The sequence below is a fragment of the Pseudomonas sp. ArH3a genome, from assembly GCF_022648765.1.
Lineage (GTDB): Bacteria > Pseudomonadota > Gammaproteobacteria > Pseudomonadales > Pseudomonadaceae > Aquipseudomonas.
This window is the reverse complement of sequence record NZ_CP080330.1, coordinates 4,592,938-4,605,254: the sequence shown is the minus strand read 5'-3', so window position 1 is coordinate 4,605,254 and position 12,317 is coordinate 4,592,938. Positions and strand designations below refer to the sequence as shown.

The window sequence follows — 12,317 nt, the reverse complement described above, 5'->3', positions numbered from 1 at the left end:
CAAACGATCGGGGTTATCTGTTTATGACCAGCCTTCACCCGCCTGCCTTCACCGGTGTGGACACGCACGCCCACGTCTTCCTCCAGGATCTGCCGATGGTTGCCAACCGTCGCTACAGCCCGCGTTACAACGCTTTGGTGGAGCAATACCTGGATCACCTGGATCGCCACGGTTTTTCACACGGCGTGTTGATTCAGCCGAGCTTTCTGGGCACCGACAATCACTTCATGCTCGACGCGTTGCGCCGTTATCCGCAGCGCTTGCGTGGGGTGGCGGTGGTGGATGTCGACGTCAGCGAAACCCAGTTGGACGAATTGGCCGAAGCCGGTGTAGTCGGCATCCGTTTGAATCTCATTGGTAAGGCGCTGGCGGATTACAGCGGCCCAGCCTGGAGCGCTCTGTTCCAGCGGTTGGCGCTGCGGGGATGGCAAGTGGAAATTCAGCGCGGCATCGATGACCTGGCGCTGATCGTATCGGCCATCAGGGCCTGCGGTGTCACCGTGGTCATTGATCATTTCGGCCTGCCGACGGGGGGCATCAATGCCGGGCACCCCAACCATCAGGCGTTTCTTGAGTTGCTGAACGATGACGGGGTGTGGCTCAAGCTGTCCGCCGCGTACCGCAGTCAATCCGATCTGGCCCAGGCATCGCATGCGCTGGCTCTGGTGCGCGACGCGAGTGGCGGTCTCCAGCGACTCGTCTGGGGCAGCGATTGGCCCAACACTCAGTTTGAACAGCAGACGGACTATGCCCGGCAAGTGGCTTTCCTCGAAGGCTTGCTGCCGGACGCGACCGAGCGGGCGCATGTGCTCAAGGACAACCCAGCGAAGCTGTTTGGCTTCGACATTTCACGCTAAACGATCAATAACAATAATAGGACTTCCATCATGATGAGCCTGCTCGTCGTCGCGGCAATCGTTGTCGCCGTCGCCCTGGGTTACAAGACCAAGATCAACATCGGTCTGTTCGCCATCGCTTTTGCTTACCTGATCGGCTGTTACGGCATGGGGTTGAGCCCGTCCGAAGTCATCAGTCTGTGGCCGCTGAAGATTTTCTTCATCATCTTCTCGGTTTGTCTGTTCTACAGTTTTGCCACCGTCAATGGCACGCTTGAAAAACTGGCGGAGCATCTGATTTATCGATGCCGGTCGATGCCTCAACTGTTGCCGTTCGCGGTCTTCTTCACGGCAACCACCCTCTCGGCGATGGGGGCGGGCTACTACACAGTGCTGGCGTTCATGGCGCCCATCACGCTGCTGCTGTGTGAGCGCACCGGGATGAGCCTGATCACGGGCGGCATGGCGGTCAACTATGGCGCCTTGAGCGGAGCCAACTTCGTCTCCAGCCAGAGTGGTATCATTTTTCGTGGCTTGATGGCCAATGCCGGCATCCCGGAAAACGAGGCCTTTATCAACGCCGCAGCGATTTTCGCCAGTACCCTGGTGATACCGCTGGCGGTGATTTCGGTATTGGTGTTTCTCACCGGCCACGGCAAGGCGATGAAGGCGTGCGCTTATGCGGCCGCCGTGCCGACGGCGCTGAACCGCGAGCAGAAAGCCACCCTGTGGCTGACGTTGGCGATGATGGTGATCGTGCTGGCGGCGCCCATCGCGCAAATTGTCTTCCCGGACAACTCCACGGTGAGCTTCATCAATTCGAAGATGGACATCGGTTTGATCGCCAGCCTGTTCTCGGTGATCGCGCTCTTGCTGAAACTGGGCGACGAACGCAAGGCCATGGCGTCCGTGCCCTGGGGCACGTTGATCATGATCTGCGGTGTGGGCATGCTGATTTCGGTCGCGATCAAGGCTGGGACCATCGACTTGCTGGCATCGTGGATGGGCAATAGCATTGCGCCGATCATGGTGCCGATTGTCTTCGGTGTGGTGGCGGCGTTCATGTCGCTGTTCTCCAGCACGCTGGGGGTGGTGACGCCGGCGCTGTTCCCGTTGGTGCCACCGCTTGCCACGGCACTGGGGCTCGATCCGATGATCCTGTTCGTGGCCATCGTCGTGGGCGCTCAAGCCACCGCCATCTCGCCGTTCTCCTCGGGTGGCAGCTTGATATTAGGCTCATGTACCACGGAGCAGAGCCGCAGCTCACTGTTCCAGCAGCTCCTGTTTCGCGCAGCGCCTCTTGGCTTTGTCGCAGCACTGGTGTTCAACACTGTCCTGACGTTCGTCTAAGCACGGCTCTTCACGGCCCGGCGCCTTTGCCGAGCCGATGCGTTTGGCACGTCGATCAACCAATAGGGAAAAATGACCCTCATTGATGAGCTGGGAAGTGTGCAGGCCATCCGATAACGGTCAAATCGAATGGGATTGCTTGCCGCCGCCCATCACGTTAAGGCTTTGATCGCGCTATCTGAAGCGGACACTGAAGCCCATGCCCGTTGATTTACGAGCGCTCTATCCAAAATTGATCCACCTGAAGCTGGACACGGTGTTCGTCGTCGACCTGGGCAACCAGATTGCGTTTGTCAGTGACGCCTGTGAGGCACTGCTGGGTTATCGCGCCGAGGAATGGAGGTTATTCAGCCGAGTGTTGGTAACCCCCCTGTCACGTGCGTTCTCCTGCGCTGGGTGGGTGGTCCTTGGATAAGCAGTAAGCTTGCGTTGCTCCTTCATCTAATCACTCCAGGCCTACAGAGCTGGGCAGTCGAGCCTTTCCCGGCGCCTGCAAGGGTGCTTAGGTGTCAACGCCAACCAAAAAGGGACCTCCAGAGGGGCACTTTTACATTGGCGGTAACACTTAGGACTCAACACGGGCGGTTCATGCGCCCATATCACTGACGGCTCATGCCCCCCAGGCGCAGCGACAAGTCCTGCATGCCCTGGCTGAGGGTGCTTAGGCTGGCCGCGTCGCGGGCGCCTTCCTCGCTGGCGGTATGGATGCGCACGGCCAGCTCATTGATTTCCTGAGTCACATGGCTCTGTTCCTGGGCCGCCACGGCAATCTGCTGCGTGCGCTGAACGATATCGTCGAAGCCGAGCACCGTGGTGCCCAGCGAGGTCGCCAGCAGATCGGCCTGGGCCACCACCGAGCGGGTACGCTCCTGGCCGGCGACCATGGTGCTGACGGCGGTGACCGAAGCCTGGCGCAATTCGGCGATCATCTGTTGGATTTCGTCCGCCGAAACCTGGGTGCGTCCAGCCAGGGTGCGCACCTCGTCGGCCACCACGGCGAAGCCGCGGCCCTGTTCGCCGGCCCGGGCGGCCTCGATGGCGGCATTGAGCGCGAGCAGGTTGGTCTGCGCGGAGATCGACTTGATTACGTCGAGTACTCCGCTAACCCCTTCGATATCCTGGCCGAGGCGGGTGATCGCGGTGGCCACGCTGCCGATGTCGCTGCTCAGGGAGACGATGGCCTGGCTGTTCTGGGTCACGTGGCCCTGGCTTTCGCGCGCTGTACGGAGGGATTTCTCGGCAGTGTTGGAACAGTCGCTGGTGGTGTGTGCGACCTCCTGGGCACTCGACGACATTTCCGTTACAGCGGTGGCGAGCAAGGTGTTGTCCAGGCGTTGGGTCTCCGCCCGCTCGGCCATGACTACCGACAACCGCGCAACGTCGTCGGCTTGGCGTAGCAGCTTCGAGGACTCATCGGCAATGGTGCGTAGCATCTGCCGGAGGCTGCCGGCGTAGCGGTTGACCGCGCCGCGCAGCAGGCCGATTTCATCCGCACGCAGAATATCCAGCTCGGCCGCGCCGGCGCCTTGCTGCTCGCCCAGACGGTTGATTTGCAGAGTGGTTTCGTCGATCTGCCTTAGCAGCGTGCGCCCCGCTAGCCATGCCAAGCCGAAAATAAGCAGCAGCACTGGTACCAGGGTAGTGAGGATGTCGATGGTCAGGCGGCTGGCGATCGCGGTCATCTGCGCTTTCGGCGTGACTAGGCCAATCACCCAGCCACTGGCGTTGATGCGCGTCAGGCTGACGTAGCCGGCCGAGCCGAGTCGGCTGTCGTCCTCAATGGCGAAGGTATGCGCCTGCTGCTGGCCGGTCTTGCGCCATTGCGTCACGTTGTTGAACCATGGCGCGCTGTTCAGCAAGCCGGTTTCGTCAGCTACAGCCTGACCTTGGCCGACTGGGAAATAGAGCACCTTGCCCGAGGTGTCCAGGGCGAAGGCATAGCCGCCGGTCACGTTGCCGTTTGCCTTGAGAAAGTCTGCCAGGCCGGTGAGGGTCAGGTCGATGGTGGCGACCCCGGCGAAGCGCTGGTCGCGGGTGTAGCCAATGGTGCAGGTGGTCATCAGGATCTTGCTGATCGGGTCCTCATAGGCGTCCGACCAATTGCAGTGACCATCTTTGCCGGTCTTCCCCTGGGCGTACCAGTCGGCTGCATGGTAGGCCTCGGCCTGTGGCGCGTTGTATTCCTCGGAGTAGCCCAGGCTGCCCTGGTTGCGCGCCCAGTAGAAGCTCCGCCTTTCGACCCCGGGAGTGAAGGCATTCGGCTCGGGCCAGAGGCCACCGCCGGCCACCGCCGTGTCGCCCTGGGAATCGATGATGCGCGCAAGGCTCGGCTTGACCAGCTCCACGTCGTTGGGCAGGGTCGCGCCGAGGCTGGCCATGGCACCCACCCGTCCGTCGATTTCGGCTAGCTTGATGGTCAACTGGCGCGCGATGGCCACCGCCGATTGCTGCGCGCTCTGGGTATTCGACGCGATCAGCTTGGGCTCGCCACTGAGCACCATCACCGCGTAGATGGAGCCGGCGGTGACCAGCACGATAGCGCCCATCGCCAAGCTGAAGCGCGACATGACTTTTACAGGCAGCAGGCGCATGGCCGTCTCCTTGGGGAGTAAGAGAACCGGCGCCCTAGGCGAACGGCAAACACAGTATCATCTGGAACTATCGGCGCCTTACCAGGAATCATGAGGGCGCCGGACCAATAAACTGCACCTTTGGACGGTCATCAAGCCGCCGTGTCCGCCAATTCAAGGCCAGTTGATCGATACCCTTGCGGCCGCTGATCAGTGGCCCGATCGCGCAAGATATTTATCTCTACTTCGCAGGCTTGACCGAAACGACCTCAATGAACCTCTACTTTTTTCCGTGCCATCTTCGTCGCGTCCAGTTCAGCCTGAAGCGTGCTTAACGTATCGGCCTCGTGCGCTTGGGCTTTTGCTTTTTCTCAGTCGTCGTTGGCACGGTTTGCAACGCCTGAAGCTCTGCTTCAACCGCCGCGATATCGGTATCAATCAGGTCATCTAGCAGGCTGGCCTGCTCAGGATTCATCTGCTCGCTACGCTTGGCAAACTTCAATCGCTTGAGTTGGGTGATCTCGTGAGTCAGTTTCTCAATGACCGTTTGATCGCGGTTGATCTTCTTGCTCATTGTCTCGACTTGCGAGAGCACCAGCGCCCTTAGCTCGATACTTCACCACCGGTAGAAAAACTATCGAAGGCTGTCCCTTTTTTTCACCTCGCCTGTCATTCCAGGTAAGAGAATTAAATCGAGAGCTTCCGCCAATGCCCGCCGTCTCACCCTTGCGCCTGCGCCCGCTGCTGAACCTGAGCCTGATGCTAAGCCTCAGCGCCAGCCCGTTGTTCATCCCCCTCAGCTATGCCGAAGACAGCGCCGCTCGCCGCAGCTACCAGGTTCCGGCGGGCAGTCTCAGCTCGGCGTTGACCCGTTTTGCCGGGCTTTCGGGTGTCAATCTGTCGGTGGACCCAGCGCTGGTCAGCGGTCGCAGCAGCAGTGGCTTGGTTGGCGAATACGGCGTGGAGGAGGGCTTTGCGCGTTTGCTGCAAGGCTCCGGCCTGCAGCTGCAACCGATGGGTGATCAGGCCTACATGCTGGTGCCAGTGCCGGAGGACAGTAGCCTGCAATTGGCGCCAACGTCGATCGTCGCCACCACCGGGCTTGAGGGCGGCGATACCTACGCGGGCGGCCAAGTGGCACGCCGTGGCTCGCAAGGCCTGCTCGGTTCGCGGGATTTCATGGAAACGCCGTTCAGCATGACCACTTACACCGAGGAGGCGGTGAAGAACCAGCAGGCGCGCACCCTCGGCGACCTGATCGCCAGCGACCCATCGGTGCGCGCCACCAACCCGGCCGGTGGGCGTTATGAGCAGTTCACCATTCGCGGCTTCAGCCTGTTCAACAGTGATGTGGCCTACAACGGCCTCTACGGCGTATTGCCGACGTACACCATCGACATGGAAATGGCCGAGCGCGTCGACATTCTCAAAGGCCCCAGCCAGTTGATCAATGGCATCTCACCGCGCGGCAGTGTGGGCGGTGGGATCAACGTGGTGCCCAAGCGCGCCACCGACAGAGACATCAACTCGTTCACCGGCACCTGGGCCTCCGGCAGCCAGGCGGGCGGCGCGGTGGATGTGGGCCGGCGTTTTGGCGAGGACAATAAATTCGGCATCCGTTTCAATGGCGTGAAGCAGTCCGGCGATACCGAATGGGATCACCAGAGCGTCGACCGTGAGATGGCCGTGTTAGGCCTGGATTTTCGTGGCGAACGCCTGCGCCTTTCCACCGACATCGGCCACACCGAACGCGACACCGACGCCCCGCAGGAGCGCGTGCAGGTCGGGCCGAATGCCAGGGTGCCGAGTGCTAACGACGTGCGCCGCAATTACGCGCAATCCTGGAGCAAGGCCAGCACCAATGACACGTTTGGCACTGTTAACGGCGAGTTCGACCTCAGTGACAGCGTGATGCTCTACGGCGGCGTGGGCGCGCGTAAAAGTAATCACGACTTCCTGCGCCACGCGGTATCCGTCACCAATAATGCCGGGGGGTTCAGCGTGCAGCCGCGTGATTTCACCCGCGACGAAAACGTGCGGACCGCCACGGCGGGTGTGCGCAGCTGGTTCCACACGGGGCCCGTCAGCCATGAGTTAAACTTGGCTGCCAGCTATTTTTATATGGACTTTGAAAACGGCGGTGCGCGCTATGCGTCAGCGCCGAGCAACCTCTACAACCCGGTGCAAACCCCCACGCCGTCGCGGCCCACACGTTTCGACGCCAAGGTCTACACCGAGAATAAGTTCAGCGGCGTGGCACTCTCCGACACCCTGGGCTTCTTCGACGACCGCCTGCTGCTGACCCTTGGCGCGCGCTGGCAGCGGGTGAAAGTGGACGACTGGAGCGACAACGTCAAAGGCGACACTGCCTATGACGAGGAAAAAATCTCGCCATCGGGCGGCATCCTCTTCAAAGCCACCGACAAGTTGTCGCTGTACGCCAACTACATGGAAGGCCTGAGCCAGGGCAAGATCGCACCGTCTACGTCGATCAACGAAGATGAAATCTTCCCGCCGTTTATCAGCCGCCAGGTCGAAGTGGGCGCCAAATATGACGCCGGGGCCTTTGCCCTCACCGCCGCCGTGTTCCGCATCAAGCAGCCCGCCTATGAAACCAACGCCACCACGCGGGTGTTCGGGCCCAATGGCAAGCGCCAGAACGACGGGGTGGAAGTCAGCGTGTTCGGTGAGCCACTCAAGGGCTTTCGCCTGCTCGGTGGCGTGATGTACATCGACAGCGAACTGACCCACACCACCAACGGCACCTACGACGGCAACCGCGCACCGGCCACGCCCAAGTACAACGTCAACCTGGGGGCTGAATGGGATGTGCCGACGCTCGAGGGTTTGACCCTGACCAGTCGCGGCATTTACTCCAGCTCGCAGTACCTGGACCAGTCCAACGTCAAGCAAATCGATGCCTGGAACCGTATCGACGTGGGCGCGCGCTACGCCTTCAAGGTCGATGACAAGCACATCACCTTGCGGGCGAATGTCGAGAACGTCGCCGATAGACGCTACTGGAGCTCGGCCGGGGCCTCGGATGACAGTGAGCCGGGCTTGACTCTGTCGACGCCGCGTACGTACCTGCTCTCGGCCACCGTCGACTTTTAACGGCGCAATCTGCAGGCTTCTTGTGGCGAGCGAGGCTGTCGTGGCGAGCGGGCTTGCCCTAATGCCGTTCAGTTAAGCGCAGATCCCCTGTGGGAGCGGCGGTGCGACGATTTGACTTGCCCGCGAAAGCGGTGGGTCAGTCAACATCCATGTTTGCTCGGCCGACGTCATCGCGGGCAAGCCCGCTCGCCACAGAATGTGCGCAGCGGCTGTAAATGAAAAAGCGTTAATAAGAATGTTTTTTGATTGCATCGCCCCGATATGGAATAGTACCCGCCGTTTTCCCCAGCCGGTCTAGCTGGGATGTTCCAACGCCGAGGTCCTTGTCATGCGAATGCTGCGCTCCATCCCGACCCTTGCCGCCTGCCTCCTGGCGTTTTCTTCAAGCGTGTTAAGCGCTGCCCCCATCGACCTCAATGACGGCCAGCACGCGGTGCACTTGCCGGATGCGCCCAAGCGCGTGGTGGTGCTGGAGTTTTCCTTCCTCGACAGCCTCGCCGCCGTTGACGTCACCCCGGTCGGTGCCGCCGACGATGGCGATGCCAACCGCGTATTGCCGCGTGTGCGCCAGGCCATCGGCCAGTGGAAATCCGTGGGCCTACGCTCGCAACCGAGCATCGAGGAAATCGCCCGGCTCAAGCCGGACCTGATCGTCGCCGACCTCAATCGCCACCAGGCGCTGTACAGCGACCTGTCGAGCATCGCGCCGACGTTGCTGTTGCCATCGCGCGGCGAGGACTACCAGGGCAGCCTGAAATCCGCCGAGCTGATCGGCAAGGCGCTCGGTAAAAGCCCGCAGATGGAGGCGCGCATCGCGCAGAACCGTGAGCACTTGCAGGCAATCGCCAAACAGATCCCCGCGGGTGCCAGCGTGCTGTTCGGCGTCGCGCGCGAGGACAGTTTTTCCGTGCACGGCCCGGACTCCTACGCCGGCAGTGTGCTGGAGGCTATCGGCCTGAAAGTGCCGTCGGTACGCGCCAAGGCCGCCCCCACCGAATTTGTCAGCCTGGAACAACTGCTCGCGCTGGACCCGGGCTGGTTGCTGGTGGGTCACTACCGTCGCCCAAGCATTGTCGACACCTGGAGCAAGCAGCCGCTGTGGCAGGTGCTCGGTGCCGTGCGCAATCACCACGTCGCTGAAGTCGATGGCGACAGCTGGGCACGTAATCGCGGTGTCTTGGCGTCTGAGCAAATCGCCGAAGATGCCTTGGCCATTCTCAAGGGCGGCAAAGCCGTATTGAGCCAATAAGCATGGGGCGAAGTCTCGCGGCGGCAAGCATTGTGCTGCTGGGCGCCTTGCTGTTCTGGCTGTCTTTGTACAGCTGGTCACCGTTCACCATCACCGCAGCAGATGCGTGGAATGGCCTGGTTCATCAGGGCAGTGTGGGCGGCAATATGGCCTATATCGTCGCCCAACTGCGGGTGCCTCGGGCCGTGTGCGCGGCATTGGTGGGTGCCTGCCTGGGCCTGGCCGGTGCGCTGATGCAGGGCATTACCCGCAACCGCCTGGCCTCGCCGTCGCTGTTTGGCGTGACGGCGGGTGCGGCGTTGGGGTTGGCGTTGTTCTCGACCGGGTTGGTCGCGCCACCCTTTGCCGGTGGTGCGTTGTTGATGACCTGCCTGGGCGGCGCATTAGCCTGGGTCACCGTGTTCAGCCTTGGCGGTGCGTGGTCGCCGACCACCGCCCAAGGTCGATTGGTATTGGCCGGCGTGGCTGTCGCCGCATTGTGCGCAGCGTTGACCCGGCTCACGGTGATTCTGGTCGAGGCCCAGGCACAAAGCGTGCTGAACTGGCTGGCTGGGTCGTTAGCCAACGTCGGCGCGGCCCAGGTGCAATTGCTCTGGCCTTGCACCCTAATCGGCGGCCTGTGGGCGCAGTGGTGCGCGCCGCGCTTGAACCTGATCAACCTCGGCGAAGACGCCGCACGCTCGTTGGGCGTCGGCATTGGCAGCCTGCGCTTGCAGGTGTTTATCGCCAGCCTGTTGCTGGTGGGTGCGAGTGTCTGCGCCGTCGGCCCGATTGGTTTCGTCGGGCTGATCGCGCCGAATATCATTCGGCAATTTCTCGGCAATGACTACCGCTGGCTGATTCCACTCAGTGCGGCGTTGGGCGGGGTGATCGTGCTGGGCGCCGACTTGCTCAGCCGCGCCGTGGCCTTTCCAGTGGAAACGCCCGCCGGTGTGGTCACCGCACTGATCGGCGCGCCGTTCTTCCTCTTTCTGGCCAGGCGCGCGTTATGACTCAGCCACGATTACGCCTGTGGCTGCTGCTCGGTGGGTTGCTGGTCGCGACCTTTATCAGCCTCAGCGCCGGCACCGTATGGCTCACGCCGCAAACGGTGCTGGAGCGTCTGCTGGCCCACAACGCCCTCGACTTCGAAGTTTGGAACCATCGCCTGCCGCGCAGCCTGATCGCCATCCTCGCCGGTTGCGCATTCGGCCTGGCCGGGGCGATTGTGCAGGGTGTGATTCGCAATCCACTGGCCTCGCCGGAAATCCTCGGCGTCACCCAAGGCGCCGGGCTGGCGCTGACCGTGGCGATCATCAGCTGGCCGCACCTGCCGATTGCCTGGCTGCCATTGGTGGCGTGTCTGGGGGGTGCCGGTGGCGCCTTGTTGCTGGCGCTGTACAACACCGGCGTGAGTTTTTCCGGGGTACGGTTTGCGCTGTCCGGTGTGGCGATTGCGGTGACTTTATCCAGCATCACCGAGTTCCTGATCCTGTCCCATCCGCTGGACATCAACACCGCCTTGCTCGCCCTGACCGGCAGTTTGTGGAGCCGCAACTGGCACCATGTCGCGTTGGTGCTGCCGTTCCTGCTGCTGATCCCGCTGGGCCTGTGCCTGGCCAAACCGCTGAACCTGATTGCCCTTGGCGACGAAGCCGCCCACAGCCTCGGCACCGCACTGACTCGCACACGCTGGTTGGCGATGGCCTGCGCGGTGGTGCTCACCAGCCTGGGCGTCGGGGTGATCGGGCCGATTGGATTTATCGGCCTGGTCGCGCCGCACATGGCGCGGCGGCTGGTGGGCGGGCATCACCAGTACCTGCTGCCGGCCGCCATGCTGATCGGCGCGCTGTTGCTGGTGCTGGCCGACACCCTCGGGCGCACGTTGATCGCGCCCAGCGAAATCCCTGCGGGGGTTCTCACGGCGGTGATTGGCGCGCCGTATTTTCTTTGGTTACTGGCACGGTTCAAGGGCTGATGACATGAGCATTCTACAGGCACATCAACTCGACATCGGCTACGGCGCCACGCGCATCGTGCAGGGTTTGTCGTTCGCACCGCCAGCGGGTCGCGTTACTGCACTCATCGGGCCGAACGGTTGCGGCAAGTCCACGTTGCTCAAGGCCTTCGCGCGCATCCTCAAGCCCACCCAGGGCGAATTGACCTTGGACGGCCAAGCCTACGCCAGCCTGACCTCCCGCCAGTTGGCACAGCAGATCGCGTTTTTGCCCCAAGTGCTGCCGGTGCCGGAAGGTGTCAGTGTGCGCCAACTGGTCGCTTACGGCCGCAGCCCACATAACTCGCTGTGGGGCCGCCTGAGCGGCAGCGATCAATCCCATGTGACCCAAGCCATGCAGCGCCTGGAACTGGACGCCCTGGCCGACCGCGCCCTGGCCGACTTGTCCGGCGGCCAGCGCCAACGCGCCTGGCTGGCCATGGTGCTGGCGCAGAACGCGCCGGTGGTGTTACTCGACGAGCCCACCACCTACCTCGACATCAGCCATCAGGTCGAACTGCTCGACCTGATGGGCGAACTGGCCGCCGAAGGCAAAACCGTGATCACCGTGCTGCACGACATCAACCAGGCCTGCCGCTACGCCGACCACCTGGCGGTGATGCACGCTGGCAAGCTGGTCGCCGACGGTGCGCCGGCCCAAGTGATCAGCGCCGAACTGATGCGCCAAGTGTTCGATGTGCAAGTGCAGATCATGCAGGAGCCGGTGGCCGGCACGCCGATGTGTCTGGTGGAGAAGAGCACCCGCCCTCAAGCCTGACGCAATTCAAAATGTGGGAGCTGGCTTGCCTGCGATCACGGTGTATCAGTCACTGAATACATGAACTGACATGCCTTCTTCGTGAGCAAGCGCGCTCCCACATTTTTTGACCTCAGTTGCCAAGTTTTGATGTTGTTCCGGTTGAGGGCGAAGTTCAGCGCTTGAATAGGTTGGCGTGTCGTTTGATTGAGCGTGAGAGTGCCTGAATAACTAGCGAAGTGGCTAATTGCAACTAGCCAGCCCCGGTTCTCGTCTGCGAGGCCTGTAAATCAAGGGTTGTACAGGAAAGCCAGGACAGCCCCAGCCTATTCATTTCAGTTTGTTTCCCGCCTTCCGGAACTAGACTTGCAACTTCCAGTCGATTAACCCAGTTAACTCCGACTGCGGCGTGGCGAACTAATGGCACTGTTTTCGCAATGCCACTAGTTCCAAATAGCCATACTTT

General features: G+C 61.8%; 8 protein-coding genes and 2 pseudogenes. 8 read left to right on the top strand and 2 right to left on the bottom strand.

Features of this window, described 5'->3' with window-relative positions; translation table 11 throughout:
* Positions 1–23: 23 nt before the first annotated feature.
* From K0P33_RS20850 to K0P33_RS20840, 3 genes and pseudogenes are all read left to right on the top strand, one after another.
* On the top strand, positions 24–857 hold the full coding sequence (locus tag K0P33_RS20850) for an amidohydrolase family protein (RefSeq protein ID WP_242151052.1): 834 nt from the start codon (positions 24–26) through the stop codon (positions 855–857).
* Between the two features lie 30 nt (positions 858–887).
* On the top strand, positions 888–2,186 hold the full coding sequence (locus tag K0P33_RS20845; protein WP_242151049.1) for an SLC13 family permease: 1,299 nt from the start codon (positions 888–890) through the stop codon (positions 2,184–2,186).
* Positions 2,187–2,385: 199 nt separating this feature from the next.
* Positions 2,386–2,523 (top strand): annotated as a pseudogene (locus K0P33_RS20840) (PAS domain-containing protein); the annotation flags it as partial.
* Between the two features lie 262 nt (positions 2,524–2,785).
* Here K0P33_RS20840 and K0P33_RS20835 read toward each other — a convergent pair.
* Positions 2,786–4,777 (bottom strand): methyl-accepting chemotaxis protein, encoded by a 1,992-nt coding sequence (locus K0P33_RS20835; protein WP_242151047.1) that lies wholly within the window; start codon positions 4,775–4,777, stop codon positions 2,786–2,788.
* A 325-nt stretch (positions 4,778–5,102) separates the two neighbouring features.
* A pseudogene (locus tag K0P33_RS20830) lies at positions 5,103–5,369 on the bottom strand (transposase); the annotation flags it as partial.
* 95 nt (positions 5,370–5,464) lie between these two features.
* On the opposite strand from K0P33_RS20830, the gene K0P33_RS20825 reads away from it, so the two are divergent.
* From K0P33_RS20825 to fecE, 5 genes are all read left to right on the top strand, one after another.
* Positions 5,465–7,870, top strand: coding sequence for a TonB-dependent receptor (locus K0P33_RS20825; RefSeq protein WP_242151044.1), 2,406 nt, complete (start codon positions 5,465–5,467; stop codon positions 7,868–7,870).
* A 328-nt stretch (positions 7,871–8,198) separates the two neighbouring features.
* On the top strand, positions 8,199–9,119 hold the full coding sequence (locus K0P33_RS20820) for a Fe(3+) dicitrate ABC transporter substrate-binding protein FecB (protein ID WP_242151039.1): 921 nt from the start codon (positions 8,199–8,201) through the stop codon (positions 9,117–9,119).
* Positions 9,120–9,121: 2 nt separating this feature from the next.
* Positions 9,122–10,111 (top strand): iron-dicitrate ABC transporter permease FecC, encoded by a 990-nt coding sequence (fecC, locus tag K0P33_RS20815; RefSeq protein ID WP_242151036.1) that lies wholly within the window; start codon positions 9,122–9,124, stop codon positions 10,109–10,111.
* Complete coding sequence (locus K0P33_RS20810) at positions 10,108–11,076, top strand: iron chelate uptake ABC transporter family permease subunit (protein ID WP_242151033.1); 969 nt, start codon at positions 10,108–10,110, stop codon at positions 11,074–11,076. Before fecC ends, K0P33_RS20810 begins: the two co-directional genes overlap by 4 nt.
* Before the next feature lie 4 nt (positions 11,077–11,080).
* Positions 11,081–11,872, top strand: a complete 792-nt coding sequence (fecE, locus tag K0P33_RS20805; RefSeq protein ID WP_242151028.1) for a Fe(3+) dicitrate ABC transporter ATP-binding protein FecE — start codon at positions 11,081–11,083, stop codon at positions 11,870–11,872.
* Positions 11,873–12,317 lie beyond the last annotated feature (445 nt).